Genomic DNA, 25,438 nt, shown 5'->3' on the forward strand with positions numbered 1-25,438 from the left:
GCGCCTCCTGCGTGGAGAGGTGTGCTACGAGATCCACCGAGAATCCACACGTCCGAACAGAAATAGCCGGTGGCGGTTGAAGCTACCCCTTGGTACGGCGGTGTCAAGAGGGCAAAAGGACGGTGATAATTGGGCGGTGGCAGGGGAAAGAGCCGGTAAACGTTGTAATCCGTGTCGATGTTGGAAAGTGTTGACTTGGCTCCCCGACCGGGGCACCCTCTGCTCTCATGCGGAACTGGCAGGGCGACGGAATCTTCTACGGCGCGGACTACAACCCGGAGCAGTGGCCCGAGACCGTCTGGGCCGAGGACATCGAGCTGATGCGTCGCGCCGGGGTCAACCTGGTCTCCGTCGGCATCTTCTCCTGGGCCCTGCTGGAGCCGGCCCCCGGCACGTACGAGTTCGGCTGGCTGGACCGGGCACTCGACCTGCTGCACGACGGCGGGATCGACGTCGACCTGGCCACCGCCACCGCCAGCCCGCCGCCGTGGCTGGCCCACCGGCACCCGGAGACGCTGCCCCGCCGCGCCGACGGCACCGTGCTGTGGCCCGGCGGCCGGCAGGCGTACTGTCCCAGCTCGCCGGTCTTCCGGGAACGCTCCCTCGCGCTTGTCGAGGCGGTCGCGCGGCGGTACGCCGACCACCCGGCGGTGGTGCTCTGGCACGTCTCCAACGAGCTGGGCTGCCACAACGTGCACTGCTACTGCGACGTCAGCGCCGAGGCGTTCCGGCGCTGGCTGCGCGAGCGCTACCGCGACCTGGACGCGCTCAACGCCGCCTGGGGCACCGCGTTCTGGAGCCAGCGCTACCACGACTGGGCCGAGGTGAACCCGCCGCGCGCCGCGCCGACCTTCGCCAACCCGACCCAGCAGCTCGACTTCCTGCGCTTCTCCTCCGACGAGCAGCGCGCCCAGCTCCGCGCCGAACGGGAGATGCTGGACCGGCTCGTGCCGCAGCCGATCACCACCAACTTCATGGTCGGCACCGGCATCAGGCACATGGACTACCACTCCTGGGCCGACGACGTCGACGTGGTCGCCAACGACCACTACCTGAACGCCGCCGACCCGCGTCCCGAGGTCGACCTCGCGTTCGCCGCCGACCACACCCGCGGCGTGGCCCGCGGCGCGCCCTGGCTGCTCATGGAGCACTCGACGAGCGCGGTCAACTGGCAGCCCCGCAACGTGGCCAAGACGCCCGGGCAGATGCGCCGCAACAGCCTTGCGCACGTGGCGCGCGGCGCCGACGGGGTGCTCTTCTTCCAGTGGCGCGCCTCCCGCGCCGGCGCGGAGAAGTTCCACTCCGCGCTGGTGCCGCACGCCGGGCCGGAGACCAAGGTGTTCCGCGAGGTCTGCCGGCTCGGCGCCGACCTGCGGGCGCTGGCCGAGGTACGCGGCAGCCGCGTCGACGCCGACGTCGCCGTGCTCTTCGACTACGAGGCGTGGTGGGGCGTCGAACTCGACTCCCACCCCAGCGTCGACGTCACCTACACCGACCGGGTGACCGCGCTGCACGGCGCGCTCTGGCGCGCCGGCGTCACCGCCGACGTGGTGCACCCGACCGCCGACCTGTCCGGCTACCGGCTGGTGCTGGTGCCCACGCTCTACCTGACCCGCGACGTGGACGCCGCCGCGCTGCGCGCGTTCGTCGAGGCCGGCGGCACCGCGCTCGTCACCTACTTCAGCGGCGTCGTCGACGAGCACGACCACATCCGGCTCGGCGGCTACCCCGGCGCGTTCCGGGACCTGCTCGGCGTCCGCACCGAGGAGTTCTTCCCGCTGCGCGACGGCGAGACGGTACGCCTCGACGACGGCTCGCACGCCGACGTGTGGACCGAGTGGCTGCACGCCGAGGGCGCGGACGTGCTGGCCGCGTACGCCGACGGGCCCCTGCCGGGCGTGCCCGCGCTGACCCGCCACGCGGTCGGCGCGGGCGCCGCCTGGTACGTCGGCACCCGGCTCGACGACGCGGCGACCGACGGGCTGGTGGCCCGGCTGCTCGCCGAGGCCGGCGTGCGCCCGGCGGCGACCGCGCCGGTCGGGGTGGAGGTGGTCCGCCGCCGCTCGGCGGAGCGGAGCTGGTTGTTCGTGGTCAACCACACCGGCGAGCCGGCCCGCCTGCCGGTCACCGGCGTCGAGCTGCTCGGCGGCGCGCGGTGCGACGGCGAGCTGACGGTGCCGCCCGGCGAGGTGGCGGTGGTCCGCGAGGACCTCGTGTCCGAGCCCGCGACCACCTGACCGGTACCCTGCCGCTCGCGTGCCGAGGAGGTCCCCATGCTCGCCCAGCAACGGCAGAGCGCCATCCTGGAACTGATCCGCCAGCGCGGTGGCGTGCGGGTCAGCCACCTGGTGAGCCGCTTCGGCGTGTCGGACATGACCATCCGGCGGGACCTGGAGGTGCTCGCCGAACGCGGCCTGATCGATAAGGTGCACGGCGGCGCGACGCTCGCCGGCCCCGGCTCCACCGAGGAACCCGGCTTCGCCGCCAAGTCGGTGCGGCAGCGGACCGAGAAGCAGGCCATCGTGGACCGGGCCGCCGACCTGGTCGAGCCCGGCATGGCCGTCGCGCTCTCCGCCGGCACCACCACCGCCGCGCTGGCCGCCCGGCTGGCCGAGGTACGCGGGCTGACCGTGGTCACCAACTCGATCCCGGTCGCCGACGCGCTCTACCAGAACCCCCGCCCCGACCAGACCGTGGTGCTGACCGGCGGCATCCGCACTCCGTCGGACGCGCTGACCGGCCCGGTCGCCGAGGCGGCCATCGCCGCGCTCAACGTCGACCTGCTCTTCCTCGGCGTGCACGGGATGAGCCGGCGTACCGGCTTCACCACCCCGAACCTGCTGGAGGCGGCGGTGAACCGCCGGCTCATCGGCGCGGCCCGCCGCCTGGTCGTGCTCGCCGACCACACCAAGTGGGAGACCATCGGCATCGCCACCATCGCCCCGCTGGGCGAGGCCGACGTGCTGGTCACCGACGCCGGCCTGTCCGCCGACGCCCGCCGGGAACTCGGCGAGCAGGTCGGCGAGCTGATCGTGGTCGACCCCACGTCCTGACGCCGACGCGCCCGCGCTTCTCAGGCACTTCCCAGCGACAGCGGTTAGGGTCCCCTCACCAAGCGTCCGACGGTCCATGTCGGAACGCCGTCCCCGCGGGAGTGACCGATGGTCTTCAAGAAGATGTTGAGCGCGTTCGGTGTGGGCGGCCCCAGCGTCGACACGGTGCTCGCCAACCCGAACACCCGGCCCGGGCTGGCCCTGGACGGGCACGTCAACCTGGTCGGCGGCGACGCACCGGCGCGGATCGAGCAGATCAGTGTCGGCCTGGTCACCCGGGTCGAGATCGAGGGCGGCGACACCGAGTACGCGGGCGTCATGGAGTTCCACCGGAGGCCGGTCAGCGGCGCGTTCGAGCTGGCCCCCAAGCAGCAGCTCGCCATCCCGTTCCAGCTTCCGGTGCCGTGGGAGACGCCGGTGACCAACGTCTACGGCCAGCGGCTGCACGGCATGACGATGGGCCTGCGCACCGAGGTGGCGGTGGCCCGTGCCGTGGACAAGTCCGACCTGGACCAGGTGTCGGTGCACCCGCTGCCGATCCACGAACGCATCCTCGACGCGTTCCAGGCGTTGGGCTTCCGGTTCAAGCACGCCGACCTGGAGCGCGGCCACATCTACGGTGTGCCGCAGACGCTGCCGTTCTACCAGGAGATCGAGTTCTTCGCCGCGCCGCAGTACGCGCAGACCGTCACCGAGGTCGAGCTGACGTTCGTGACCAGCCAGCAGGGCGTCGAGGTGATCCTGGAGTGCGACAAGCGCGGCGGCTTCTTCACCGGCGGGCAGGACGTCTTCGGGCGATACTCCGTGCCGCACAGCGACGCCGCCCGCACCGACTGGACGCCGGTCGTCGACGGCTGGCTGCGGGAGACCACCTCGCGCTACGGCGGCCTGCGCGCCCAGGGCTTCGGCGGGCAGGGCCACTACGGCGCGCCCGGCCACTACGGCGCCCCCGGCCACTACGGCGCGCCGGGCCACCACGGCCGTCGGGGCCCGGGCATGGGCGGCGTGGTGGCGGGCGCCGCGCTGGGCGTGGCAGGCGGTCTGGTCGCCGGCGAGATGATCGACGACGCGTTCGGCGGCGACGACGACGGCGGGGACTTCGGCGACTTCGGCGAGGAGTGACGTGACGCGACGACGCCCCCGGGACGGATCCCGGGGGCGTCGCCGTCGGCGTGGGTCAGTGCCGGCCTCGACGCTCCTTGCCGGAGCGGCGCGCGCTGCCCGCCTTGGACAGGCCCCGGCTGACCAGGTACGCGCCGGTCAGCGCGGTCAGGTACCACCAGGCCTGGTTCGGGTTGTTGATGTTCAGGCCGTTGGCGGTGGTGCCCTTCCAGAACGCGGCGATCACGACGACCGCGGCGGCCGCGGCGTACACCCAGAACTCGGTGGTCAGGAACGCCTGCTTCGTCTCGGTGCCCGGGCTGGGCATCTGCTCCCGGTGGCCGTCGTGCATCGACGGCATCTGCCGGGTCGACATGTCCTGCATGCTCGACCGGTTCTGGACGTCGGACATCGGCCGGTTCATCGGCCTGGTGGATGCAGCCTGCGTGCTCATCTGGTCCTCCTCAGGATTTGATGAGTCGGTATCTGCACACCCTCGCCCCGCTACCGCAGTTCGGCCACGGCACGGTTCGCACTCTGTGGCGGGGGCACCCTCCGTCTACCCGGCCCCCGAGACAAGGTAACCGCCGGATGCGCGGCGGGATCCGGCCCCCATCCGGTTCCGGACACTCGGCGCTTTCCGCCGCAAACACCGTCGGTTTCAGCCCCCGACCCTCGGGCACGCCACACCCGTACCCATTTCCCGAGCGGCGAGGTGGTTCACGTGCGTGAGGACGACATGCGGCAGGACGCCGCCCGGCAGGCCGAGCAGCGGGTCGCCGGCGGGGTGTACGGAGAGGGCGCGCTCGACGAGGTCACGGTGCCGCAGACCGACGAGCAGCGGGTGATCCAGGAGTCGGACCCGGACGACCCGGCGCACGTGCCGGTGGATCCGACGGTGCTGCGTGACGGCGGCCCGACCCGGGGTCAGGGCGCGGTGACCACGACCGGCGGCACGGCCGGCCCGGCAAGCGTGCGCCGGGTGGCCCGGCAGCCGGAACGGCACCCGGGCAAGGTGGCGCCGACCACCACCGGGGACGCCACCACCGGCGGCATGAGCACCCCCGCCGGCGGCTCCACGAGCGACGCCTCGGCCCCGGGCGCCCAGGTCGCCAACGTCACCGACGAGGGCGCCAACCCCGGGTGAGCGTTCGGTGAGAAGGGGCCCCCTCTCTACCGCAGGCGTTAAGAGGGGGCCCTTCCTTACCTCCGGAGGATGCCGAGGCGCTGGGTGGCGCGGGTGAGCGCGACGTACAGGTCGCTGTGCCCGCGCGGCGACTCGGCGACGATCCGGTCCGGCTCGACCACCAGCACCGAGTCGAACTCCAGCCCCTTGGCCTGCTCGGTGGTGAGCACCACCACCCGGTTCGCCAGCTCCGGCTGCTCGCCCACCGCCGCCTCGGGCAGCGCCGCGACGACCGCCGCGCCCAGATCCGCCACCCGGCCGGTCGGCACGATCACCCCGAGCCGGCCGTCGGCCAGCCCGGCCGCCTCGCGACCGCTCGCCTCGACCAGCTCCGCGACGAGCCGGTCCGCCGGCACGGTCCGGTCCCACGGGGGTACGCCCGTGGCACGTACCGAGCGGGGTGGGCGCAGCGCCGGGTCGATCTCGGCGAGCACGTCCGCGGCGACCGCCATGATCTCGGCCGGGGTGCGGTAGCTGACGGTCAGCTCCTCCAGCCGCCACCGGTCCGCCACGTACGGCGCGAGCGCCTCGCCCCACGACGGCGTGCCGGCCAGCGCGCCGGTCTGCGCCACGTCCCCGACGATCGTCATCGACCGGCTCGGGCAGCGCCGCATCAGCAGCCGCCACGCCATCGGCGACAGCTCCTGCGCCTCGTCGATGATCACGTGCCCGAACGCCCAGGTGCGGTCCGCGGCGGCGCGCTGGGCGGTGGTGAGCCGGTCGGACTCCTCCTGCCGCTCGGAGAGCCGGGCGGCGTCGATCAGGTCGGTCACGCCGAGGATCTCACCGCCGTCCGCCTCGTCCTCCACGTCGATCGAGCGGGAGCCGCGCCAGATCTCCAGCACGCCCTCGGCGTACTCGCGTTCCATTGCGCGGATCCGCTCGCGGCGGGCGGCGGCGGCCCGCTCGTCCTCGCCGAGCAGCTCGGCGGCCTCGTCCAGCAGCGGCACGTCGGCAGGCGTCCAGCCGCCGGGCTCCCGGTGCAGGGCGGCCCGCTCGTCGTCGGTGAGCATCGGCGCGGCGGTGGCGATCCGCTCCGGCGAGGCGAACAGGTCGGCGAGCAGGCGCTGCGGGGTGAGCACCGGCCACAGCTCGTCCAGGGCGGCCGTGATCTCCGGCTCCTCGCGCAGCTCGCGGCGGATCTCCGCCCGGTCGGCCTCGGAGAGCAGGTTGTCCCCGCCGAGCGGGTCGGCGCCGATCCGCTCGGCCACCTGGTCGGCGAGCGCGTGCACCACCTCGATGTCGAACTGGGCCCGGGCCAGGTTGTGCGGCCGGCCGGTGCGGCGGACCCGGTCGCGGGCCTGGCGCACCGTCTCCGGGTCGAGCGTGAGCACCTCCCGCTGGGGCAGCTCGATTTCGATCGGCTCGGCCGGCACCCACTGCCTGTCGCGCACCGCCGCGGCGAGCACCTCGGTCAGCACGGCACGGCCCTTGAGCGCCGCCGTGGTGGCCGGCTCGTCGCGCCGGGCGTGCACGCCGGGGAACAGGTCGGCCTGGGTACGCAACAGCACGCCGGTCTCGGCCAGCGCCGGCAGCACCTGGGAGATGTAGCGCAGGAACGTGGCGTTCGGGCCGACCAGCAGCACGCCCCGGGTGGAGAGCTGCTGGCGGTGCGTGTAGAGCAGGTAGGCCGCCCGGTGCAGCGCCACCGCGGTCTTGCCGGTGCCCGGACCGCCCTGCACCACCATCACGCCGGGCAGGTCGGCGCGGATGATCCGGTCCTGCTCGACCTGGATCGTCTCCACGATGTCGCGCATCCGGCCGGTGCGCCCGGCGTTGAGCGCGGCCAGCAGCGACGCCTCGCCGGTGACCTCCTCGTGCGCGGTGGGGGAGGCGGCGGTGATGTCCAGCACCTCGTCGTTGAGCCCGGTCACCTTGCGCTCGCGGGTACGCAGGTGCCGCCGCCGGCGGACGCCCTGCGGGTTGGCGGCGGTGGCCAGGTAGAACGGGCGGGCGGCCGGGGCGCGCCAGTCCATCAGCAGCGGGTCGTAGTCGCCCGAGGTGTCGAAGATGCCGATCCGGCCGATGTAGCGGGCGACGGCGTCGTCGCCGTCGAGGCGGCCGAAGCAGAGGCCCGACTCGACCGCGGAGAACTGCTCGACCTGGTCGGCGTACATGGCGACGGTGGCGTCGCGCTGCGAGCGCGCCTGCTGGGTGCCGCCGGTGTGGCGCAACTCCTCGTCGAGCCGGCGGGCGGCCTGTTCCCGCATGCCGTCCAGCCGGTCGTAGAGCATCGAGACGTACTCCTGCTCGCGACCGATCTCGTCGTCCTGGCGCAGGTCACCCGACACGTCGGAGTGCGTTGACAAGCCGGCTCCTCATTGACTAGAATTGCAGCAGGAATGGCATTCAATGCCATTCCTTTTGTGTGTCTGAACTGTGAAAGATACCGCGTCGCCCGCCGTCGCACCAAGCCCGGACACGGCTCGGGGCCCGGCCGGCGGACGCCGACCGGGCCCCGAGCCCGATGATCGATCAGCCCTTCGCGGCCTGGTAGAGCCGCTCCGGCGTGACCAGACCGGCCACCACCCGGCCGTCGTCGGTCAGCAGCACGCTGAACAGCTTGCCGCTGAGCAGCCGGCCGCTGCCCCAGTCGCCGCTGACCTTCGGCAGGTCGCCCAGCACCTTCGCCAGCATCTCGGCGTCCGGCGCGTCCGCGCCGGCCGTCGCGCCGCCCGCCTTCGCGCCACCGGCCCCGGCCACGCCGTCGAGCTTGGCGACCACCACGGTGGTCCAGCCGGTGCCGACGGTACGCACGTCCGGCCGCTGCCCGTCGGCCTTGCCCGGCGCCCCGCCGTCCTTGCCGAGCGCCCGGCCGGCCGGGCCGGGACGCGCGTCGGTCGTCTCCTCGGTGACCTTCACGCCGGGCGGCGGGTTGAACCGGAACTGGTCGGCGTCCGGGGTGCGGAAGTCGACCTGGGTGAACGCCACCTCGAACGCCGGCTCGTCCTGCCCGTCGGCCAGCACCTCGAAGCGCAGCGGCACGTGCTCCTTCGCGTCCAGCGCGATCCGCACCTGGTGCACCAGCGACGCCTGGTCACGCGGCGTGAGGACCAGCTCGTACGCGTCCCGCCCGGCCACGGTGGCCGAGCGGCCGACGGTGACCGCGGTGGTCGGGTCGATCGCGGCCAGCGCCTGCTGCGCGGCGTCGGCCGGGGTGGCCGGCGCGGACGGCAGGTCCTTGCCGTCGGCCGGCAGCTTCCGGTGGACCGCGGTGTTCTCCCGGCTGCTCCAGGTCCAGACGTCGCGCCCGTTGCGCAGCACGTCCTGCTCGCCGAGCGTGTCGACCAGGGCGAGCCGCTGCCGGTCCTCCCCGCCGTACCAGACGCGCAGCGTGTGCGTGCCGCTGACCAGGCCGGCGAGCTGGTTGCCGCCCACCTGGCCGGCGAGCGCCGCGATCGGCGGCAGGCCGAGGTCGGCGCGCTGCACGACGGTGCCGGAGAGCCCGTCGAGGCGGGACGTCCGCAGGTCGTCGAGCAGTTGGGCGGCGCTGCGCGGCGGCAGGGCCGGGTCGGCGCCGGCGGCGAACGTGCCGACGGCGGCGCCGCCTCCGATCACGGCGACCCCCGCGGTCACCGGGACCAGCCAGCGCAGCACGGCGCGGTTCTTCATCACGGACATAGTGTGCACCTCCTGCGCTCCATGCTGCGGGATCGTCGCTGTGACGACGCTGAGGAGATCCCCTACGGGTGACCCGGTGGTGGCACCCTGGACCGGTGCGGTTGCTGGTGGTGGAGGACGAGACGCGGCTGGCCGGCGCGTTGCGCCGGGGCCTGTCGGCGGAGGGTTTCGTGGTGGACGTAGCGGCCACCGGCCCGGCCGGGCTGGACGCCGCCCGGCACGGCGACTACGACGCGATGATCCTCGACGTGATGCTGCCCGGCCTCTCCGGTTACGAGGTGGTGCGCCGGCTGCGCGCCGAGCAGCGCTGGCTGCCGGTGCTGATGCTCTCCGCCAAGGACGGCGAGTACGACCAGGCCGACGGCCTGGACTGCGGCGCCGACGACTACCTGACGAAGCCCTTCTCGTACGTGGTGCTGCTGGCCCGGCTGCGCGCGTTGCTGCGGCGCGGCGCGCCCCGCCGGCCGGCCGTGCTCACGGTCGGTGACCTGTGCCTGGACCCGGCCCGGCGACGGGTCACCCGGGCCGACGCCGAGGTGGTGCTGACCAGCCGCGAGTACGCGTTGCTGGACTACCTGATGCGCCGCCCCGGCGAGGTGGTGTCGAAGACCGAGCTGCTGGACCACGTCTGGGACGCCTCGGTGGACACCGCCCCGAACGCGGTGGAGGTCTACGTCGGCTACCTGCGCCGCAAGATCGGCCGGGAGCGGTTGGAGACGGTCCGCGGCGCCGGCTACCGGCTGGCCACGTGAGCCGCCCGTGGTCGCGGGCCGGCCTGCGGGCGCGGCTGCTCGCGCTGGGCGTGCTCGGCCTGGCGCTCGGATTCGCGCTCGGCGGCGCGTTGCTGCTCGGCGCGCTCGGCTGGACGTTGCAGCGCTCGGTGGACGCGGAGGCGTTGCGGACCGCGGACGCGGTGGCGCTGCTGACCGCCGAGGACGCGTTGCCGGATCCGCTGCCGGTGGCCGGCGGGCAGCTTCGGGTGCAGGTGGTGGACGCGCAGGGGCGGATCCGGGCCGCCTCCATCGACGCGGACCGCCTGGTGCCGATGCTCGGCCCGGACGAGCTGCGACCCGGGCAGCGGCAACGGCTGGTGGTGGACGGGCAGCGGGTCGGCATGTCCGGGCCGGTACGGGTGGTGACGGTGCCGGCCGGCACGCCGGCGGAGCCGCGCACGGTGCTGGTGGCCAAGTCGCTGTCGGACGTGCGGCACAGCCTGCACGTGGTGCGCAACCTGCTGCTCGTCGGCTTCCCGCTGCTGGTGGCCGGGCTGGCGGTGGTGGCCTGGCGGGTGGTGGGCGCGACGCTGCGCCCGGTGGAGCAGTTGCGCAGCGGCGCCGCCGAGATCACCGGGCGGGCCGGGGCGGAGCGGCTGCCGGTGCCGGCCGGGCGGGACGAGATCCACCGGCTCGCGGTGACGCTCAACGACATGCTGGACCGGCTGGCGGCGTCGCGGGACCGGCAGCGGGCGTTCGTCGCGGACGCCGCGCACGAGCTGCGCAGCCCGTTGACGAACATGCGCACCGAGTTGGAGGTGGCGCGGCGGCTCGGCGACGACACCGACTGGCCGGCGGTCGCCGACGACCTGCTCGCCGACACCGAGCGGCTGAGCCGCCTGGTCGACGACCTGCTGCTGCTGGCCCGCCTGGACGAGCAGGCGCCGGCGGATCGCCGACGCGTGGCCGACGACGGGCGCCCGGCGGCGGTGGGCCCGGTGGAGCTGGGTGAGCTGCTGCGCGGGGTGGCCGGGCGTTACCCGTCGCCGCCCGTGCGGCTGGTGGCGCCGGCCGGGGCGTGGTGGGTCGAGGGGGATCCGGGGGAGTCGCGCCGGGTGCTGGTCAACCTGGTGGACAACGCGCTGCGGCACGCCGACGCCGTGGTGGAGCTGGCCGTGAGCGGCCCGGTCGGGGCGTACCACCTGGTGACGGTGACCGACGACGGGCCGGGCGTCCCGGAGGCGGACCGGGAGCGGGTGTTCGCCCGGTTCACCAGGCTGGACGACGCGCGGGCCCGCGACGCGGGCGGCGCCGGGCTGGGCCTGGCCATCGTGCGCGAGCTGGTGCGCCGGGCCGGCGGCACGGTGGAGCTGGCCGACGCGACACCGGGCGCCGCCGCGCCGGGCCTGCGGGCGACGGTACGGCTGCCGGCGCTGACCGAGCCGGACCCGGACTGACCGGTCAGCGCCGCCGTTTGGTGCAGGTCGGGCCGGTGCGGGCGACCGTGTCGGTGGACCAGACCAGCGCCACGGTGAAGCAGTAGTCGGTGGTGCGGTCGAGCCCGTAGGCGATGTAGTCGGCCGAGCCGGCGGGCAGCGTCTCGAACGTGCGTTGCGGCTGACCGGCCCGGCCGCCGGCGACCACCACCGGGCCCTCCGCGCCGGGCGGGTAGGTCCAGCTCAGCACAATGCTGTCGCGCCGGTCGGTGAGCGTGAACCGCCCCGGCGGGGTGCCCGGGGAGGCAGCCGGCTGCGCGCTCGCGGACGGGCGGGGGGAGGCGGGCGGCCGGCTCGACGCGGCGCCCGACGGCGCGGTCGGATCGTCGCCGTCGAAGCCGGACACCCCGGCGATGACCGCGATGGTGCCGAGCAACAGGGCCACCACCACGCCGAGCACCGCCAGCGGCAGCCAGGGCCGTTCGCGTCGGGGCGCGACGGGCGGCCGGGGCACGTGCACCGGCAGGTAGCGCGACGGCGGCTCCGGGGGCGGCGACACCCGGCGTACGCCGGCCGGGTCGTCGTCGGCGAGCCCGACCACGGTCGGCGGCAGCGCGTCCTCGCCCGGCCGCCAGGGCTGTTCCGCCGGCTCGTCCGGCGGCCACGGGTAGTCGTCGTACACGTCGCCGTCGGCCTCCGGCGGGGTGCGGGGCGTGGGCACGTGCGCGGGGTCGGTGACCCGGCCGGGCGGGTGGTAGAGCGGCGTCTCGACCGGGTCGTCGAGCGCGGGCGGGGTGTAGGGCGGCAGGTCGGGCGGCCCTTCGGCGGTCGGGGGGACCCGGGCGGCGGGCACCACGGGCGTCGGGCGCGCGGGCGGCTCGGGCGCGGGGCAGACGTGGTCCGGGTCGGCGGCGGCCCGGGCCAGGCCGGCCACCTGGACGGCGAGCGGGTCGTCCACGGCCAGGTGCTCGCGGCACAGGTCCTCGGCGAGCGCCAGGTGCTCGTGCGCGTCGGCGTACCGGCCGCAGTCGCGTTCCATCGCGCCGAGCTTGGCCAGCATCTTGATGCCGCTGGGGTGGCCGTCGCCGTAGACCTCGCGGTGCAGCTCCCAGGCGTCGGTGAGCCGGTCGCGGGCCACCTCGCACTGGCCGCGCGCGTATTCCACCGTGGCCAGGTCGGCGTGCGCGGCGAGCACCCGCTGCGACTCCGGCCCGTCGCGGGCGGTCAGCTCGATGATGACGTCGGAGTAGAGCCGGGCGGCGCGGGCGTCGCTGCCGACCCGGTGCAGCACCGCGGCGAGCGTGGCGGCGGCGGTGACGGTGCGTTCGTCGGAGCGCCCGAACAGACGGGTGGCCGCCGCGTACGCGAACGCGGCCCAGCCCCGCGCGGAGTGCGGCTCGCCGAGCGCGACGAGCAGGCGCGCCTGGAGGCCGGCCGCCTCGGCCAGCTCGGGGGAGGCGTTGCCGGGGCGGGGGTCGGCGTCGCTGAGCGCGTCGGCGAGCAGTTGCTGGGCGCCGGTGAGGTCGCCTTCGGACACCAACTGGTGCGCCTGGACGGTCAGGTCAGCGAAACCGGAGGACACGCCCCATCGTGCTCATCCGGCGACGGTAAGTACAACCCCCGGAGTGGATCAGTTTGGTTCCGATCCGGTCAGGTGATCGGCGAGCGTCTCGCTGATCCGGCGGAGCTGGTCGACCTGGGCCGGGCTGAGCGCGTCGAACAGGTGCCGGCGTACCCCCTCGACGTGGCCGGGCGCGGCGGCGGCCAGGGTGGCGAAACCGTCGTCGGTGAGCACGGCGAGCTGGCCGCGCCGGTCGGTGGGGCAGTCCTCCCGGCGGATCCACCCGGCGGCCTCCAGCCGGGTGGCGGCGTGCGAGAGCCGGCTGCGCGACGAGCCGGTGGCGTCGGCGAGGTCGCTCATCCGCAGCCGCCGGCCGGGCGCCTCGGAGAGCCGGACCAGGATCTCGTAGTAGGCGTGCGGCATCCCGGCGTCGCGTTGCAGCTCGCGGTCGAGCGTCTCCATCAGCGTGCGGGAGGCGGCGAGGAAGGCGCGCCAGGTCCGCTGCTCGTCGGGGTCCAGCCACCGGGTCATGACGCCCATCATAGCGCCAGTGGTTGAACGCTCAACAAAACCGCGCTACCGTCGGTGTCATGGGAATCCACCGGCTCAACCACGCCGTCCTCTACGTCAGTGACCTGGAGCGCAGCGTCGCCTTCTATCGCGACGTGCTGGGCTTCCGCCGGGTGGAGATGACGCCCGACGGCTTCCGCGGCGCCGCCTTCCTCCAGGCGCCCGACTCCACCAACGACCACGACCTCGGGCTGTTCGAGATCGGCGCGGCGGCCGGGGCGTCCACCGCCGGTCGCGGCACCGTCGGCCTCTACCACCTCGCCTGGGAGCTGGACACGCTCGACGAGCTGGCCGCCACCGCCGAGCGGCTGGCCGCCGCCGGCGCCCTGGGCGGCGCGTCGGACCACGGCACCACCAAGAGCCTCTACGGCCGCGACCCCGACGGGCTGGAGTTCGAGATCGTCTGGATCGTCCCGGCGAACCTGCTGGACGACGCCGCGCTCGCCGCCCGCAAGCGGATCGGCCGGCTCGACCTCGACCGGGAACGGCAGCGCTACGGCGGGCAGACGCGCGGCGGCGTGGGCGTCTCCGTGTCGGCCTGAGCGGGGTTACCGGGCGGGCCGCTAGCATGGTGCGGTAGAAACGGCACCATGCCGACCGACGCCGTCCTGCGCGAGCTGCTCGTCCGCCAGCTCGACCACTGGCTCCCCGCGGCGCTGCACCGGGCGCGGCGGGCCACGCTCGCGCTCGCGTACGCCGGTGACGCCGCCGCCGGCGCGGAGGCCGCGCTGGGCGTAGTGGGGGAGTTCGCCGACCGGCTGCGCGGGCGGCGGCTGACCGTGCTGGTGCTCGCCGACGGCGACGCGGCGCTGCCGACGCGGCTCGGCGCCGCCGAGGCGGGCCTGCCGGCTGACGTCGCCGTGCACGTGGTCCCCGGGCGCCCCGACCGGCTGCCCGTGGCGCTCAAGGCGGCCGGCGCGGCCGGCGCGCCGCTGCTCGCCGTGGTCGACGGCGGCGAGCCCGACCCGGCGCTGCTTCACGCCGTCGCGTCCGGTCGCCCGGCCGAGTTGCTGCTGGTCACCGACGCCGGGCGGTCGCTGCGCCCGGCGCTGACCGGCGCCGGATTCCCGCTGGTCACCGAGGTCGAGCTGGTGCCCGAGGACGGGCCGGCCCGGCTGCTCGGCTACGGCACCGGCTCGGACCGGGGCCTGGAGGCGTTGAAGGAGGCGCTCTGGGCGGTCGACGAGTTCGCCGGGGTGCGCTACCGCGACCCGGCCGACCCGGCGGGCCGGCTGCTCGACATCAGCCTCGCCCCGGAACCCGGGCCGCTGCGCCGCGAACTGCTCGCCGAGCTGGCCCGCTCCGGCCCGCTCACGGTCACCGAGCTGCGCCGGTTCGCCGCCACCGCCACGGTCTACCGGGCCGCCGACGCCAACCGCGCGCTCGCCTCGCTGCTCGACGGCGGCGCGGTCACCCGCGACCCGGAGCCCGGCCGGCTCGGCGGCGACGTGCTGATCAGCGCCGCCCCGACCGCTGGGTCATCTGCCTGACCACCACCGACGCGCCGGTGGCCACCACGCCGATGCTGAAGACCATCTGGGCGCAGACCGCCACCCGGGCGATCTGCCCCTGGGCGTGCACGTCGCCGTAGCCGATCGTGGTGAGCGTGGCCAGCGCGAAGTAGAGCGCGTCGATCCGGGTGCTCAGCCCGACGAACTCACCGGGCCGGGTGTTCGCCACCACGTAGTCGGCCAGCGCGAAGACCAGCAGCCCGGCGACCAGCGCGACCGCGAGCCGGGTCAGCGCGCGGTCCTCCGCCTCGCCGGTCGGCTGGTTTCGAGTGAGCTGCCGGCGGACCTGGCCGGTGACCAGGAACGCCACGACGGCCACCAGCAGCAGCGTGGCGACCGACCGCAGCGCCAGCCGCAGGCCGTTCGGGTCCGCCTCGACCGGCGCCAGGAAGTAGCCGACCAGCATCAGCGCGCAGGCCGCCGCGGCGCGTCGCCGGATCCGCCGCAGGGTCAGGTCCACCATGCCGCGATTGTCCGCCGTGGTGGCGGCGCCGTCGGCGGAACGGCGAAGCCGGCCGGACGACGAAGGGGGCGCCGACGAACCGCCGGCGCCCCGCTCGTCGTAACGGTCTCAGACCGTCAGGCCTTGTCCTGCTTCCAGGAGAGCGGCCCCGGAAGGTCCACGCGGTGGGCGCGGGTGTTGGAGTTCCAGGACCAGCGGCCGATCTTGATGCTCCACGAGGAGAACCCGTTCTGGGTGAAGTGGAGGATCAGCGGCCCGTACTTCTTGCGCTTGCGGAACTGGACGCCCATCGGGGGTGCCTCCTTCGTCTCCCTGCCTCTGCGGGAACGAACATGCCCGGATCGACGATTCGTGAAACCCGATCGGGTCCGCTCTGGACGATGGGTGTAGCGCCCGGCACAATCTCTATTCAACGGGTAGGTGTTAGGGGGTGGTAAATGCTGGTGGAGGCGGGTCGTAACAAAGCCAGCGATGAAAGTCTCACTGAGTGGAAGAGCGTTGACCGGCGTGGAGAACGGTCGGCAGCATGAGGACATGTCGCAGCGGGACGAGCTTCTCCTCACCGCTCGCGTGCACGTCGACCTGGTCCGGCACGCGAGCGCGCTCTGTTGAGCCGAACGCTCGTCGTTCCCCCTCCTCAGCTCGTCCGTTCCCGCCGTCGGCGCATCGTGGCCCGGCGCGGTGCGGCGTGCTCTCCGCCCCCACGTGGGCCCCCTCCACCGCATCGTGGACAGATCAGGAGACACCGCCATGCCCTCGACCCGATCGCCACGGCGTGCCCTCGCCGCCACCGTCGCCCTGCTCGCCCTCACCGCCGCCACCGGATGCGGTGCCGACGCCGCCGCCGGCGGCCCCCAGACCACGACCCTGCGCTACCAGGGTTCGGTCGGTCAGGTGACCCTCCCCGAACTCGCCGCCGACCTCGGCTATCTCGGCGACGTCAAGCTCGACTGGATCGGCAACGTCACCGGCGGCCCCGCCGACATCCAGGCCACCGCCACCGGCCAGAGCGACTTCGGCGGCGCGTTCAACGGCGCGATCGTCAAGCTCCAGGCCGCGAACGCCCCGATCACGGCCGTGGTCAGCTACTACGGTTCCGACGCGCAGACCTTCCAGGGCTACTACGTGCTCGACGGCAGCCCGATCCGCGGCCCCCGCGACCTGATCGGCAAGCGGGTCGGCATGAACACCCTCGGCGCGCACGCCGAGGCCGTGCTGCGCACCTGGCTCGCCAGGGGCGGCCTGACCGCCGACGAGATCGGCCGGGTCGAGCTGGTCGCGCTGCCGCCGGTCAACACCGAACAGTCGCTGCGCGCCAAGCAGATCGACGTCGCGGTGCTCGGCGGCGTGATCCGCGACAAGGCGGTCGCGGGCGGCGGCATCCGCACCGTGTTCACCGACTACGAGCTGCTCGGCGCGTTCAGCGCCGGCAGCTACGTCTTCCGCGACGACTTCATCGCCCGCAACCCGGACACCGTCCGCGCGTTCGTCACCGGTGTGGGCAAGGCGATCGAGTGGGCGCGCACCCAACCGCGCGAGACGGTGGTGGCCCGGCTCAGGGCCGTCATCGCCAAGCGCGGCCGCAACGAGGACGCCACGCTCGTCGACTACTGGAAGTCCAGCGGCGTGGCCGAGAAGGGCGGCGTCATCACCGACCGGGAGTTCGCCACCTGGATCGACTGGCTGGCCGACGCCGGCGAGCTGAAGGGCGCCCGGCCCAAGCCGGCCGACCTCTACACCAACCGGTTCAACGCGTTCGCCACCCCCGGCGGTGGCGCGTGAGCACCGACAAGATCCTCTTCGACCGGGTGCGCAAGGTCTTCCCGGGCCGCCGTGGCGGCGGCGCGGTCACCGCGCTCGACGACCTCACCCTCGGCGTACGCCCCGGCGAGTTCCTGGTCGTCGTCGGCCCCAGCGGCTGCGGCAAGTCCACCCTGCTCGACCTGCTCGGCGGGCTGACCACCCCGACCGGCGGGCGGGTGCTCGTCGACGGTCGCCCGGTCACCGGGCCCGGCCTCGACCGGGGCATCGTCTTCCAGCAGTACGCGCTGCTGCCCTGGCGCACCGCCGCCGGCAACGTCGCGTTCGGCCTGGAGGCCAAGGGCGTGCCCCGCGCCGAGCGCGCCGAACGGGTCGCCCACCACCTGGACCTGGTCGGCCTGACCGGCTTCGCCGACCGCTACCCGCACGAGCTGTCCGGCGGCATGAAGCAACGCGTCGCCATCGCCCGCAGCCTCGCATACGACCCGGACGTGCTGCTCATGGACGAGCCGTTCGCCGCGCTCGACGCGCAGACCCGCGACTCGCTCCAGGACGAGCTGGTGCGGATCTGGCAGGCCACCGGCAAGACGATCGTGTTCATCACGCACGGCATCGACGAGGCCGTGCGCCTGGGCCGGCGGGTCGCCGTGATGACGTCCCGACCCGGCCGGATCAAGCAGGTCATCGACATCGAACTCGGCGACCGGGAGGCGGAAGAGGACGTCCGCTCCACCGACGCGTTCCGTCACCACCGGCACCAGATCTGGACCCTGCTGCGCGACGAGGTACGCGCCGCGCAGTCCGACGCCCGCGAGGAGGCCCACGTTGGTTGACGTCGCCGCACGACCCGCCGCCACCCGGCCCGCCGTGCTCCCGGTGGCCGCCACGCCCGCCCGGTCCGGGCGGCTGCTCGCGCTCGGCGGCCGGGCCCTGCACCGCAGCGTCGCGCTGCTGGCGCTGGCCGCGATCTGGGAGACGGTGCCCCGCACCGGCCTGGTCGACCGGGTCTTCCTGCCCCCGCTGTCCGAGGTCCTCGCCGCCTGGTGGGAGCTGCTGCGCAGCGGTCAGCTCGCCGAGCACGTCGGCGCCAGTCTCACCCGCTCGCTCACCGGGCTGGCCCTCGCGGTGGTCACCGCCATCCCGCTCGGCCTGCTCATCGGCTGGTACCGGCCCCTCGCCGACCTGCTCAGTCCGCTGCTGGAGGTGTTCCGCAACACCGCCGCGCTGGCGCTGCTGCCGGTCTTCGTGCTGATCCTCGGGCTCGGCGAGACCTCCAAGATCGCCCTGGTGCTCTACGCCTGCTCCTGGCCGATCCTGCTGAACACCATCGCCGGCGTGAAGGGCGTCGACCCGCTGCTTGTCCGCTCGGCCCGCTCGATGGGCCTCAACCACCTGCGGCTGTTCCAGAAGGTGATCCTGCCGGCGTCCGTGCCGACCATCTTCACCGGCGTCCGGCTCGCCGGGGCCTACTCGATCCTGGTGCTGGTCGCCGCCGAGATGGTCGGCGCCAAGGCCGGCCTCGGCTACCTCGTGAACTACGCGCAGTACAACTTCGCGATCCCCGACATGTACGCCGGGATCGTCACCATCTCCGCCATCGGGCTGGTGGTCAACCAGCTCCTCGTCGCCGGGGAACGCCGCTTCTCGACCTGGCGCGTCGACGTCACCACCGCCTGAGAGGACCCGCCATGACCCGGACCCTGCACCTCAACGCCTTCCTGATGGGCGTCGGTCACCACGAGGCCGCCTGGCGGCACCCGCTCACCGACCCCGCCCGCCTCGGCGACGTCCGCCACTTCCAGGAGCTGGCCCGCATCGCCGAGCGGGGCACGCTCGACTCGGTCTTCCTCGCCGACGGGCTGGCCGTCGGCCCGGCCGTCCGGCACAACATCCAGGCCGTCTTCGAGCCGCTCACGCTGCTCGCCGCGCTGGCCACCGCGACCGAGCACATCGGCCTGATCGCCACCGCCTCGACCAGCTACACCGAACCGTTCAACCTGGCCCGCGCGTTCGCCTCGCTCGACCACCTCAGCGGCGGCCGGGCCGGCTGGAACATCGTCACCTCGGCCCAGGCGCGCGAGGCCCGCAACTTCAACCTCGACGACCATCCCGCGCACGCCGACCGTTACCGCCGGGCCGCCGAGCACGTCGAGGTGGCGATCAAGCTCTGGGACAGCTGGGAGGACGACGCGCTGGTCCTCGACACCGCCGCCGGCGTCTTCGCCGACACCGACCGGGTGCACGAGATCGCGCACACCGGCGAGCGGTTCCGGGTGGCCGGCCCGCTCAACACGCCCCGCCCGCCGCAGGGCCGGCCACTGCTCGTGCAGGCCGGCTCGTCCGCCGACGGCATCGCGTTCGCCGCCCGCTACGCCGAGGCCGTCTTCACCGCCCAGCAGACGCTCGTCGACGGCCAGGGCTTCTACGCCGCGCTCAAGCGGGCCGTCGCCGACGCCGGCCGCGACCCCGACCTGGTCAAGGTGCTGCCCGGCATCGCGCCGGTGATCGGGGGTACGGAAGCCGAAGCGCGTGCCCTCGCCGACGAACTGGAGGCGCTGATCGTGCCCGAGCACGCCCTCGCCCAGCTCTCCGGCATGACCGGGCTCGACCTGACCGGCCTGCCGCTGGACGGGCCGCTGCCCGACCTGCCCGACGCCACCACCGTGCAGTCGCACCAGAGCCGCTACCAGCTCGTCGTCGACCTGGCCCGGCGCGACCGGCTCACCCTGCGGCAGCTCATCGGCCGCCTCGGCGGCGGGCGCGGGCACCGGGTGGTGGTCGGCACCCCGGAGCAGATCGCCGACCAGATCGAGCTCTGGTTCACCCAGGGCGCCGCCGACGGCTTCAACGTCATGCCACCGCTGCTACCCCACGGACTGGAGGCCTTCGTGGACCACGTCGTACCCCTGCTGCGCCGGCGCGGACTGTTCCGGTCCGCGTACACCGGGCGCACCCTGCGCGAGCACTACGGCCTGCCCCGGCCGGCGAGCGTCCACGCCGCCCGAGAGCTGGTGGCGTCGTGACCACCGTGGACCGGCCGGCCGCCGGCCCGCTCGAACTGCGCCCGGTCGACGTCGACTCGTTCCGTGGCCTGCTGCGCCGGCAGGCGTCCACGGTCACCGTGGTCACCACGCCCGGCCTGCGCGGCGACCGGCTCCTGCCGACGCTGCCGCCGGCCGGCTTCACCGCCACCTCGTTCACCTCGGTCTCGCTGGACCCGCCGCTGGTGTCGGTGTGCCTCGGCCGCGCGTCGTCGAGCTGGCCGACCGTCGCGCACGCCGAGCACGTGGCCGTGCACCTGCTCGCCTCCGGGCAGCAGGAGATCGCGCAGATCTTCGCCACCAGCGGCATCGACCGGTTCACCGCCCACCCCGGCTGGAGCACCGGCCCGTTCGGGGTGCCGCTGATCGGCGACGCGCTGGCCGTGCTGCTGTGCCGGGTGGTCCGGCGGATCGAGGCGGGCGACCACACCATCGTGCTGGGCGAGCCGCTGGCGCTCGGCGCCGGCGAGGACGGCGACCCGCTGCTGCACCACCGTGGCCGCTACACCACCACCCTCGAGGACTGGCCCGGGTCGTGGTGACCGCCCCGGCCGACGAACTGCTCGCGCTGGACCGGGCCGCCCAGGACCTGCTGTTCCGGGCGGCCCGCACGGCCCACGCGTTCACCGCCGAGCCGGTCGACGACGCGCAGCTGCGGGCCGTGCACGACCTGGTCCGCAACGGCCCGACCGCGATGAACGCGCAGCCGCTGCGGGTGCTGCTGCTGCGCTCGCCGGCGGCCCGGGCCCGGCTGCTGCCGCACGTCAGCGCCGGCAACCGGGACAAGACGGCGGGCGCGCCGCTGACCGCGGTGCTCGCCGCCGACGTGGACTGGCACGACCGACTGCCGGAACTCTTCCCGCACCGCCCCGGCGCGCGGGACTGGTTCACCGGCGACCCGGCCGGCCGGTAGGCCCAGGCCCGGTTCAACGCGGCGCTGCAGATCGGCTACCTGGTGGTCGGCGTCCGTGCCGCCGGGCTGGCCGCCGGGCCGATGGCCGGCTTCGACACCGCCGCGGTGGAACGCGAGTTCTTCCCCGACGGGCGGCACCGGGTGCTGCTGCTGATGAACATCGGCCGGCCCGCCCCGGAGACCGGGCGGGAACGCCTGCCCCGGCTGGCCTACGACGAGGTGGTCACCACGCTCTGATCAGCGCGGCTCCCACGCGTCCGGCTGGGCGGTCAGCTTGCGCACGTGCGCCGGCAACCGGCCACTGACCAGCTCGTCCAGGCTCACCTCGTCGACCACCCGCCGCACCGAGGCGCGCACCGCCACCCAGAGCCGGGGCAGGTTCTCCGCCGCGCCCTCGTACGTCGTCTCCTCGGGGCGCAACCCGCGTACCCCGGCCAGCGGACCGTCGACGGCGCGTAACACCTGCCCGATGCTGATCTCGCGCGGCGGCCGGGACAACGTGTAGCCACCCTCGGCGCCGCGCTGCGCCCGGACGATCCCGGACCGGCGCAGGTCGGCCAGCACCGCCTCGAGGAACTTGCGGGGCATGTCCTGCTCCGCCGCGATGGCCTGGGTGGACAGCAGGGTGGGGTACGCGGTGGCCAGGCTCAGGGCTGCCCGGACCGCATAGTCGCCGCGCGCGGAGATCTGCACAGTGCCATCATGCCCGGCCGGCCGGCACGGGGGAGTCGGCGGGCGGGCGCGGACGCACCGGCCGCACCGGCAGCGGCTGTTCCCGGGCCGCCCGGAACGCTCCCGGGCTCACCCCGACCTCCCGGGTGAAGAACCGGCCGAAGTTGGTCGGCTCGGGGAAACCGAGCCGCCTGCCGATCCGGGCGATCGGCTCGTCGGTGGCGGCCAGCAGCCGGCAGGCCTGCAACGCCACCCGCTCGTCGATGACCTGCTTGGCGCTGCGGCCGGTCACCGCCAGGCAGGCGCGGGTGAGGGTACGCACCGAGCAGCCGAGCTGCGCGGCGTAGTCCTCCACCCGGCGGGTCTGCCGGTAGCCGCGCTCCACCTCCCGGCACAGCCGCCGGAACGTCTCCGCCTCGGCGCGCGGCGTCGGCGCCTCCCTGGGGTGCGGCAGCAGGCTCAGCCGCAGCAGCAGCACGGCGAGCTGGTGGCGCAGCAGCGCCGCGGCGGCCGGCACCAGCGCGTGCCGGTCGGCGTCCACGGCCAACTGGGTGACCTCGCTGATCACCGCGTCCTCGTCCTCGCCGGCGAGCTGGCGGTGGGTGGGCACCGCGTCCGGGTCGACGTCGAGGCCGCGCAGCGCGTCGTGGCCCCAGCCCACCACCGTGGCGTCGAGCTGCGTGCCGAGGCAGCGCAGCACCTGACCGGGACGGGCGCGCAGCAGCGTGCCGGGTCGGCAGGGCACCGCCCGGAAGTCGAGTTCGGCGGTGCCGTGGCCGTGGGTGACCAGGATCAGCAGGTCGCGATCGAGGAGCACCGGCCGGGGCCAGCCGGGCGCGGGGGTGAGGTCGTCGAGCGCGCCGGTGACGATCTCGTCGGGGTGGAGGCGGGATTCCGACAGGCCGGTGCGGGTGGCCGGCGGGGGCTGACCGGTAGTGACCATCTCCCCGACGGTAACCGGCCGGACAGCACGTTGCATCTCGGCGCTTTCGCCCCGCTCGGGCGCTCTTGTCGGCGCACACGACGGACGGTTACGTTACCGGTCGGTAAGGCGCGGGCCGGCGGACGCCCGTGACCCGGCAGAACGGCGATGGGATGGGCATGACGGATCTGTTCTCGGTCGACGGCAAGACGGTCCTGGTCACCGGCGGCTCCCGGGGCATCGGGCTGATGATCGCGCGCGGATTCGTCCGGGCCGGCGCCCGGGTGATCATCTCCTCGCGCAAGGCGGACGTCTGCGAGTCGGTCGCGAAGGAACTCTCCGCCGAGGGGCACTGCGAGGCGATCGCCGCCGACCTGAGCAGCGACGCCGGCGCGCTCGCGCTGGCCGAGGCCGTGCGGCAGCGCCACGACCGGCTGCACGTGCTTGTCAACAACGCCGGCGCCACCTGGGGCGCGCCGCTGGAGGAATACCCGGAGGGCGCGTTCGACAAGCTCTGGGCGGTGAACGTCAAGGCCGTCTTCCGGCTCACCACCGCGCTGCTGCCGGCGCTGCGCGCCGCCGCCGCCGCCGACGACCCGGCGCGCGTCATCAACATTGGGTCGATCGACGGACTCCGGGTGCCGTGGATGGAGGTGTACGCCTACTCCGCCACCAAGGCGGCCGTGCACATGCTCACCCGCGGCCTCGCCCACCAGCTCGCCGGCGAGGCGATCACGGTCAACGCGATCGCGCCCGGCCCGTTCGAGAGCAAGATGATGGCGTTCGCGCTTGACGACCCCGAGTCGCGGGCGGCCATCGAGCAGCAGGTGCCGCTGGGCCGCATCGGCCGCCCCGAGGACATGGCCGGGACCGCGATCTACCTCGCGTCGCGCGCCGGCGCGTACCTCACCGGGGCGGTCATCCCCGTCGACGGTGGGATCACCACGCGCGGCTGACCCGCGTACCCCATGGGTGAAGACGGCCCGGGGCCGCGCGGACTCGGCAGATCCGCGCGGCCCCGGGTGCGGTCGTGCTCAGCGACCGGCGAGCAGCCGGTTCACCGCGGTGTCGACGTCCAGGTGCTCGGCCTCGCGGCCGCGCGGGACGACGACGTAGGTCCGGCGCAGGAAGCGCACCAGCACGCTGCGCGGGACCTCGAACAGCGCGTTGCCGTCCGGGGACGACAGCGCGAGCGCGACGAAGTCGCCGCGCGGGGTGGCCCACGGCCACACCCGGACGTCGCCGATGCCGGCCGGCTCGTCGAGACCGGTGACCAGCAGTTCGCGGGCGAACGACCAACTCACCGCCTCGCCGCCGGCCGACTCGGCATGGAACAGGACATGGACCGCATACGGGTCAGCAGGGTCGTAACGCAGGCTGGCACGCACCGGCAAGGCGGTGGCGTCAGGCGCGACGAGCCTTAGCGACGTCTCGACCTCTACGGTCGTCGGTCGGATGACACTCATGGACGTTCTCCCCCCGGCACCGCTGCGGAACGCGCGTGTCCCGCTTTTCCCATACTCAGGTGCTGCTCCTGGCTACGCTCCGCCATACGCTGACTTCACCCAGTGGTGGGAAGGGGGTCGGAAAGCCCTCGGGATCACGGGATCCCGCGTAGAATTTCCGGTTCCGCCCACTCCGTCGTTCCGCCCGGCAACGGGTGGTTCAGTCGTCGACTTACTCCGGTAACGTCCAGTCGTCAGCAGGGGTGACGGTCGCGGGCGACACTGGGGGTGGAAATGGTCACGAGGAGCACCTCCACGGCGACCAGGGCCGCAGCCGATCGGGGGGATGAGGTGCCTGTCGACAGGCGCTCGCAAGCCGCTCCCGCAGGGCGACGACGGGGCTGGCGGGCTCGGCTGCACACCACGCTCGACCTCATCCGCGCCAACCCCACCGGCCGGGTCGCCCTGAAGATCTTCATCGGCATCCTCGGCGCCCTCGTGGTCACCGTCGGCATCGCGCTCATCCCGCTGCCCGGCCCCGGCTGGCTGCTCGTCATCGCCGGCCTCGGCGTCTGGGCCGTCGAGTTCCACTGGGCCCGCCGGCTGCTCGCCTTCACCCGCCGCCACGTCAACGCCTGGACGCGCTGGGTGACCAGCAGGTCGCTGCCGGTGCGCTTCGTGCTCGGCCTGGTCGGGCTGGTCTTCGTCTGCGTGGTGGTGTGGCTGTCGCTCAAGTACAGCCTCGGCATCGACGTGGTGGCGCGGGCGCTGCACTACCTCGCGACGCACTGAGACCCGGTTTTTGGTCCGGCCTCTCGATCGGGTAGAGTCATGGGCGCTGAGGGCGATTAGCTCAGCGGGAGAGCGCTTCGTTCACACCGAAGAGGTCACTGGTTCGATCCCAGTATCGCCCACCATGGATGTATGCAGGTAGGAAGCCCGTCACCGCTTCGGCCGGTAACGGGCTTCCGCGCTGTTGCCCCTTAAATTGGGAGCAGATTGGGAGCACCGCCCTCCCGTCCTCGGTGGGCTGGCATTCAGTGTGGCCCTCGGTGTGCGTTCGCCGGATGTCCTGCATCGGTCCGTCGGTTGGCAAAACTCCAGTCGCGACCGGCCTGATCGCATCTCCCGCAACCCAGCCACGCTGCAGTCCGGTCATCCGCCTGCCCGGCGTGCGGTCCCGATGGCCAAGCCGGCGTTGGTGCGGCGGATTGCGTGTGCCGGCCGGCCCAGCGACCGGTCGCGCCAGGCCACTTGTCAGCATGTGCCGGGCGTGTTGGCGAAGCGTACGCCGCGTGATTAGCCAGCACGCTGACGCGCACCCGGACGACTCTGTCGACCAAGTCACGGTCGCGGCCGCCGTCACTGCTTGGCATTGTCGGCTCCGCCTGAAAACTGACCACGTGGTTCCGGCTGAATCGGGACCACCTCCTGAAGCATCGGGAGGTGCTGAGCGTGGAGGACTGGGC

The 25,438-nt window shown here is 73.9% G+C and carries 28 protein-coding genes and 1 tRNA gene; 19 read left to right on the forward strand and 10 right to left on the reverse strand.

Annotated features, from left to right (window positions below; genetic code table 11):
- The first annotated feature begins 227 nt into the window (after positions 1 to 227).
- From ACIA5A_RS27605 to ACIA5A_RS27615, 3 genes are all read left to right on the forward strand, one after another.
- Positions 228 to 2,237, forward strand: coding sequence for a beta-galactosidase (locus ACIA5A_RS27605; RefSeq protein ID WP_396767351.1), 2,010 nt, complete (start codon positions 228 to 230; stop codon positions 2,235 to 2,237).
- A gap of 36 nt (positions 2,238 to 2,273) precedes the next feature.
- Positions 2,274 to 3,053: a DeoR/GlpR family DNA-binding transcription regulator gene (locus ACIA5A_RS27610; RefSeq protein WP_396767352.1), complete on the forward strand. Its 780-nt coding sequence runs from the start codon at positions 2,274 to 2,276 to the stop codon at positions 3,051 to 3,053.
- A 108-nt stretch (positions 3,054 to 3,161) separates the two neighbouring features.
- On the forward strand, positions 3,162 to 4,175 hold the full coding sequence (locus ACIA5A_RS27615; RefSeq protein ID WP_396767353.1) for a sporulation protein: 1,014 nt from the start codon (positions 3,162 to 3,164) through the stop codon (positions 4,173 to 4,175).
- A gap of 55 nt (positions 4,176 to 4,230) precedes the next feature.
- Here ACIA5A_RS27615 and ACIA5A_RS27620 read toward each other — a convergent pair whose 3' ends face one another.
- The gene (locus ACIA5A_RS27620) at positions 4,231 to 4,608 is read right to left on the reverse strand and encodes a hypothetical protein (protein ID WP_246412087.1); all 378 of its coding nucleotides are present in this window, start codon (positions 4,606 to 4,608) and stop codon (positions 4,231 to 4,233) included.
- 270 nt (positions 4,609 to 4,878) lie between these two features.
- Here ACIA5A_RS27620 and ACIA5A_RS27625 point away from each other — a divergent pair, with 270 nt between their 5' ends.
- Positions 4,879 to 5,301, forward strand: a complete 423-nt coding sequence (locus ACIA5A_RS27625; RefSeq protein ID WP_396767354.1) for a hypothetical protein — start codon at positions 4,879 to 4,881, stop codon at positions 5,299 to 5,301.
- A gap of 56 nt (positions 5,302 to 5,357) precedes the next feature.
- On the opposite strand, the gene ACIA5A_RS27630 is transcribed toward ACIA5A_RS27625, so the two are convergent.
- Both ACIA5A_RS27630 and ACIA5A_RS27635 read right to left on the reverse strand, forming a co-directional pair.
- Positions 5,358 to 7,574 (reverse strand): HelD family protein, encoded by a 2,217-nt coding sequence (locus ACIA5A_RS27630; RefSeq protein WP_396767376.1) that lies wholly within the window; start codon positions 7,572 to 7,574, stop codon positions 5,358 to 5,360.
- A gap of 241 nt (positions 7,575 to 7,815) precedes the next feature.
- Complete coding sequence (locus ACIA5A_RS27635; protein WP_396767355.1) at positions 7,816 to 8,961, reverse strand: outer membrane lipoprotein carrier protein LolA; 1,146 nt, start codon at positions 8,959 to 8,961, stop codon at positions 7,816 to 7,818.
- A 95-nt stretch (positions 8,962 to 9,056) separates the two neighbouring features.
- Here ACIA5A_RS27635 and ACIA5A_RS27640 point away from each other — a divergent pair, with 95 nt between their 5' ends.
- Positions 9,057 to 9,713, forward strand: a complete 657-nt coding sequence (locus ACIA5A_RS27640) for a response regulator transcription factor (RefSeq protein ID WP_181572466.1) — start codon at positions 9,057 to 9,059, stop codon at positions 9,711 to 9,713.
- On the forward strand, positions 9,710 to 11,131 hold the full coding sequence (locus ACIA5A_RS27645) for a sensor histidine kinase (RefSeq protein ID WP_396767356.1): 1,422 nt from the start codon (positions 9,710 to 9,712) through the stop codon (positions 11,129 to 11,131). The genes ACIA5A_RS27640 and ACIA5A_RS27645 overlap by 4 nt, the downstream gene beginning before the upstream one ends.
- A gap of 4 nt (positions 11,132 to 11,135) precedes the next feature.
- Here ACIA5A_RS27645 and ACIA5A_RS27650 read toward each other — a convergent pair whose 3' ends face one another.
- Positions 11,136 to 12,692: a tetratricopeptide repeat protein gene (locus ACIA5A_RS27650; RefSeq protein WP_396767357.1), complete on the reverse strand. Its 1,557-nt coding sequence runs from the start codon at positions 12,690 to 12,692 to the stop codon at positions 11,136 to 11,138.
- 48 nt (positions 12,693 to 12,740) lie between these two features.
- Complete coding sequence (locus ACIA5A_RS27655) at positions 12,741 to 13,211, reverse strand: MarR family winged helix-turn-helix transcriptional regulator (protein ID WP_396767358.1); 471 nt, start codon at positions 13,209 to 13,211, stop codon at positions 12,741 to 12,743.
- A 50-nt stretch (positions 13,212 to 13,261) separates the two neighbouring features.
- Between ACIA5A_RS27655 and ACIA5A_RS27660 the strand changes: the two genes are divergently transcribed.
- Together ACIA5A_RS27660 and ACIA5A_RS27665 are read left to right on the forward strand one after the other, a co-directional pair.
- Positions 13,262 to 13,783 carry a VOC family protein gene (locus ACIA5A_RS27660; protein WP_396767359.1) on the forward strand — a complete coding sequence of 174 codons (522 nt, stop codon included), beginning with the start codon at positions 13,262 to 13,264 and terminating at the stop codon, positions 13,781 to 13,783.
- Between the two features lie 48 nt (positions 13,784 to 13,831).
- Positions 13,832 to 14,731 (forward strand): hypothetical protein, encoded by a 900-nt coding sequence (locus ACIA5A_RS27665; protein WP_396767360.1) that lies wholly within the window; start codon positions 13,832 to 13,834, stop codon positions 14,729 to 14,731.
- Here the strand turns inward: ACIA5A_RS27665 and ACIA5A_RS27670 are convergent.
- Complete coding sequence (locus ACIA5A_RS27670) at positions 14,697 to 15,215, reverse strand: potassium channel family protein (protein ID WP_396767361.1); 519 nt, start codon at positions 15,213 to 15,215, stop codon at positions 14,697 to 14,699. The genes ACIA5A_RS27665 and ACIA5A_RS27670 overlap by 35 nt on opposite strands.
- Before the next feature lie 116 nt (positions 15,216 to 15,331).
- A complete protein-coding gene (locus ACIA5A_RS27675) occupies positions 15,332 to 15,505 on the reverse strand; it encodes a DUF4236 domain-containing protein (RefSeq protein ID WP_064498970.1) in 174 nt (57 codons plus the stop codon).
- Positions 15,506 to 15,686: 181 nt separating this feature from the next.
- Here ACIA5A_RS27675 and ACIA5A_RS27680 point away from each other — a divergent pair, with 181 nt between their 5' ends.
- The 8 genes from ACIA5A_RS27680 (at position 15,687) to ACIA5A_RS27715 (ending at position 21,167) form a co-directional block, all read left to right on the forward strand.
- Positions 15,687 to 15,827 (forward strand): putative leader peptide, encoded by a 141-nt coding sequence (locus ACIA5A_RS27680; RefSeq protein ID WP_396767362.1) that lies wholly within the window; start codon positions 15,687 to 15,689, stop codon positions 15,825 to 15,827.
- A gap of 138 nt (positions 15,828 to 15,965) precedes the next feature.
- Entirely contained in the window at positions 15,966 to 16,997 is a 1,032-nt protein-coding gene (locus ACIA5A_RS27685; protein WP_396767363.1) for an ABC transporter substrate-binding protein, read from the forward strand.
- Entirely contained in the window at positions 16,994 to 17,809 is an 816-nt protein-coding gene (locus ACIA5A_RS27690; protein WP_396767364.1) for an ABC transporter ATP-binding protein, read from the forward strand. Before ACIA5A_RS27685 ends, ACIA5A_RS27690 begins: the two co-directional genes overlap by 4 nt.
- The gene (locus tag ACIA5A_RS27695; protein ID WP_396767365.1) at positions 17,802 to 18,653 is read left to right on the forward strand and encodes an ABC transporter permease; all 852 of its coding nucleotides are present in this window, start codon (positions 17,802 to 17,804) and stop codon (positions 18,651 to 18,653) included. Before ACIA5A_RS27690 ends, ACIA5A_RS27695 begins: the two co-directional genes overlap by 8 nt.
- 11 nt (positions 18,654 to 18,664) lie before the next feature.
- Positions 18,665 to 19,999 (forward strand): LLM class flavin-dependent oxidoreductase, encoded by a 1,335-nt coding sequence (locus ACIA5A_RS27700; protein WP_396767366.1) that lies wholly within the window; start codon positions 18,665 to 18,667, stop codon positions 19,997 to 19,999.
- Entirely contained in the window at positions 19,996 to 20,559 is a 564-nt protein-coding gene (locus tag ACIA5A_RS27705; RefSeq protein ID WP_396767367.1) for a flavin reductase family protein, read from the forward strand. Before ACIA5A_RS27700 ends, ACIA5A_RS27705 begins: the two co-directional genes overlap by 4 nt.
- Positions 20,553 to 20,930, forward strand: a complete 378-nt coding sequence (locus tag ACIA5A_RS27710; RefSeq protein ID WP_396767368.1) for a nitroreductase family protein — start codon at positions 20,553 to 20,555, stop codon at positions 20,928 to 20,930. Before ACIA5A_RS27705 ends, ACIA5A_RS27710 begins: the two co-directional genes overlap by 7 nt.
- A gap of 42 nt (positions 20,931 to 20,972) precedes the next feature.
- Positions 20,973 to 21,167, forward strand: a complete 195-nt coding sequence (locus tag ACIA5A_RS27715; protein ID WP_396767369.1) for a hypothetical protein — start codon at positions 20,973 to 20,975, stop codon at positions 21,165 to 21,167.
- Here ACIA5A_RS27715 and ACIA5A_RS27720 read toward each other — a convergent pair whose 3' ends face one another.
- Both ACIA5A_RS27720 and ACIA5A_RS27725 read right to left on the reverse strand, forming a co-directional pair.
- Complete coding sequence (locus tag ACIA5A_RS27720) at positions 21,168 to 21,623, reverse strand: Rrf2 family transcriptional regulator (protein ID WP_278106867.1); 456 nt, start codon at positions 21,621 to 21,623, stop codon at positions 21,168 to 21,170.
- 7 nt (positions 21,624 to 21,630) lie between these two features.
- Positions 21,631 to 22,545 (reverse strand): helix-turn-helix transcriptional regulator, encoded by a 915-nt coding sequence (locus tag ACIA5A_RS27725; RefSeq protein ID WP_396767370.1) that lies wholly within the window; start codon positions 22,543 to 22,545, stop codon positions 21,631 to 21,633.
- A gap of 158 nt (positions 22,546 to 22,703) precedes the next feature.
- Between ACIA5A_RS27725 and ACIA5A_RS27730 the strand changes: the two genes are divergently transcribed.
- Positions 22,704 to 23,480, forward strand: a complete 777-nt coding sequence (locus ACIA5A_RS27730) for a glucose 1-dehydrogenase (protein WP_396767371.1) — start codon at positions 22,704 to 22,706, stop codon at positions 23,478 to 23,480.
- Between the two features lie 78 nt (positions 23,481 to 23,558).
- On the opposite strand, the gene ACIA5A_RS27735 is transcribed toward ACIA5A_RS27730, so the two are convergent.
- Positions 23,559 to 23,990 carry an SsgA family sporulation/cell division regulator gene (locus ACIA5A_RS27735; protein WP_007457244.1) on the reverse strand — a complete coding sequence of 144 codons (432 nt, stop codon included), beginning with the start codon at positions 23,988 to 23,990 and terminating at the stop codon, positions 23,559 to 23,561.
- Between the two features lie 273 nt (positions 23,991 to 24,263).
- Between ACIA5A_RS27735 and ACIA5A_RS27740 the strand changes: the two genes are divergently transcribed.
- Positions 24,264 to 24,761 (forward strand): TIGR02611 family protein, encoded by a 498-nt coding sequence (locus tag ACIA5A_RS27740; RefSeq protein WP_396767372.1) that lies wholly within the window; start codon positions 24,264 to 24,266, stop codon positions 24,759 to 24,761.
- Positions 24,762 to 24,811: 50 nt separating this feature from the next.
- A tRNA-Val gene (locus ACIA5A_RS27745) sits at positions 24,812 to 24,886 on the forward strand.
- Positions 24,887 to 25,438 lie beyond the last annotated feature (552 nt).

Source organism: Micromonospora sp. NPDC051300 (genome assembly GCF_044455315.1).
Taxonomy (GTDB): Bacteria; Actinomycetota; Actinomycetes; order Mycobacteriales; family Micromonosporaceae; genus Micromonospora; species Micromonospora robiginosa.

Coding starts and splice junctions, on each gene's coding strand:
- ACIA5A_RS27615 (WP_396767353.1), top strand. CDS start 3,162: ATGGTCTTCAAGAAGATGTTGAGCGCGTTCGGTGTGGGCGGCCCCAGC.
- ACIA5A_RS27660 (WP_396767359.1), top strand. CDS start 13,262: ATGGGAATCCACCGGCTCAACCACGCCGTCCTCTACGTCAGTGACCTG.
- ACIA5A_RS27685 (WP_396767363.1), top strand. CDS start 15,966: ATGCCCTCGACCCGATCGCCACGGCGTGCCCTCGCCGCCACCGTCGCC.
- ACIA5A_RS27665 (WP_396767360.1), top strand. CDS start 13,832: ATGCCGACCGACGCCGTCCTGCGCGAGCTGCTCGTCCGCCAGCTCGAC.
- ACIA5A_RS27655 (WP_396767358.1), bottom strand. CDS start 13,211: ATGGGCGTCATGACCCGGTGGCTGGACCCCGACGAGCAGCGGACCTGG.
- ACIA5A_RS27730 (WP_396767371.1), top strand. CDS start 22,704: ATGACGGATCTGTTCTCGGTCGACGGCAAGACGGTCCTGGTCACCGGC.
- ACIA5A_RS27725 (WP_396767370.1), bottom strand. CDS start 22,545: ATGGTCACTACCGGTCAGCCCCCGCCGGCCACCCGCACCGGCCTGTCG.
- ACIA5A_RS27605 (WP_396767351.1), top strand. CDS start 228: ATGCGGAACTGGCAGGGCGACGGAATCTTCTACGGCGCGGACTACAAC.
- ACIA5A_RS27610 (WP_396767352.1), top strand. CDS start 2,274: ATGCTCGCCCAGCAACGGCAGAGCGCCATCCTGGAACTGATCCGCCAG.
- ACIA5A_RS27700 (WP_396767366.1), top strand. CDS start 18,665: ATGACCCGGACCCTGCACCTCAACGCCTTCCTGATGGGCGTCGGTCAC.
- ACIA5A_RS27635 (WP_396767355.1), bottom strand. CDS start 8,961: ATGTCCGTGATGAAGAACCGCGCCGTGCTGCGCTGGCTGGTCCCGGTG.
- ACIA5A_RS27670 (WP_396767361.1), bottom strand. CDS start 15,215: ATGGTGGACCTGACCCTGCGGCGGATCCGGCGACGCGCCGCGGCGGCC.
- ACIA5A_RS27620 (WP_246412087.1), bottom strand. CDS start 4,608: ATGAGCACGCAGGCTGCATCCACCAGGCCGATGAACCGGCCGATGTCC.
- ACIA5A_RS27740 (WP_396767372.1), top strand. CDS start 24,264: ATGGTCACGAGGAGCACCTCCACGGCGACCAGGGCCGCAGCCGATCGG.
- ACIA5A_RS27680 (WP_396767362.1), top strand. CDS start 15,687: ATGAAAGTCTCACTGAGTGGAAGAGCGTTGACCGGCGTGGAGAACGGT.
- ACIA5A_RS27630 (WP_396767376.1), bottom strand. CDS start 7,574: ATGCTCTACGACCGGCTGGACGGCATGCGGGAACAGGCCGCCCGCCGG.
- ACIA5A_RS27675 (WP_064498970.1), bottom strand. CDS start 15,505: ATGGGCGTCCAGTTCCGCAAGCGCAAGAAGTACGGGCCGCTGATCCTC.
- ACIA5A_RS27735 (WP_007457244.1), bottom strand. CDS start 23,990: ATGAGTGTCATCCGACCGACGACCGTAGAGGTCGAGACGTCGCTAAGG.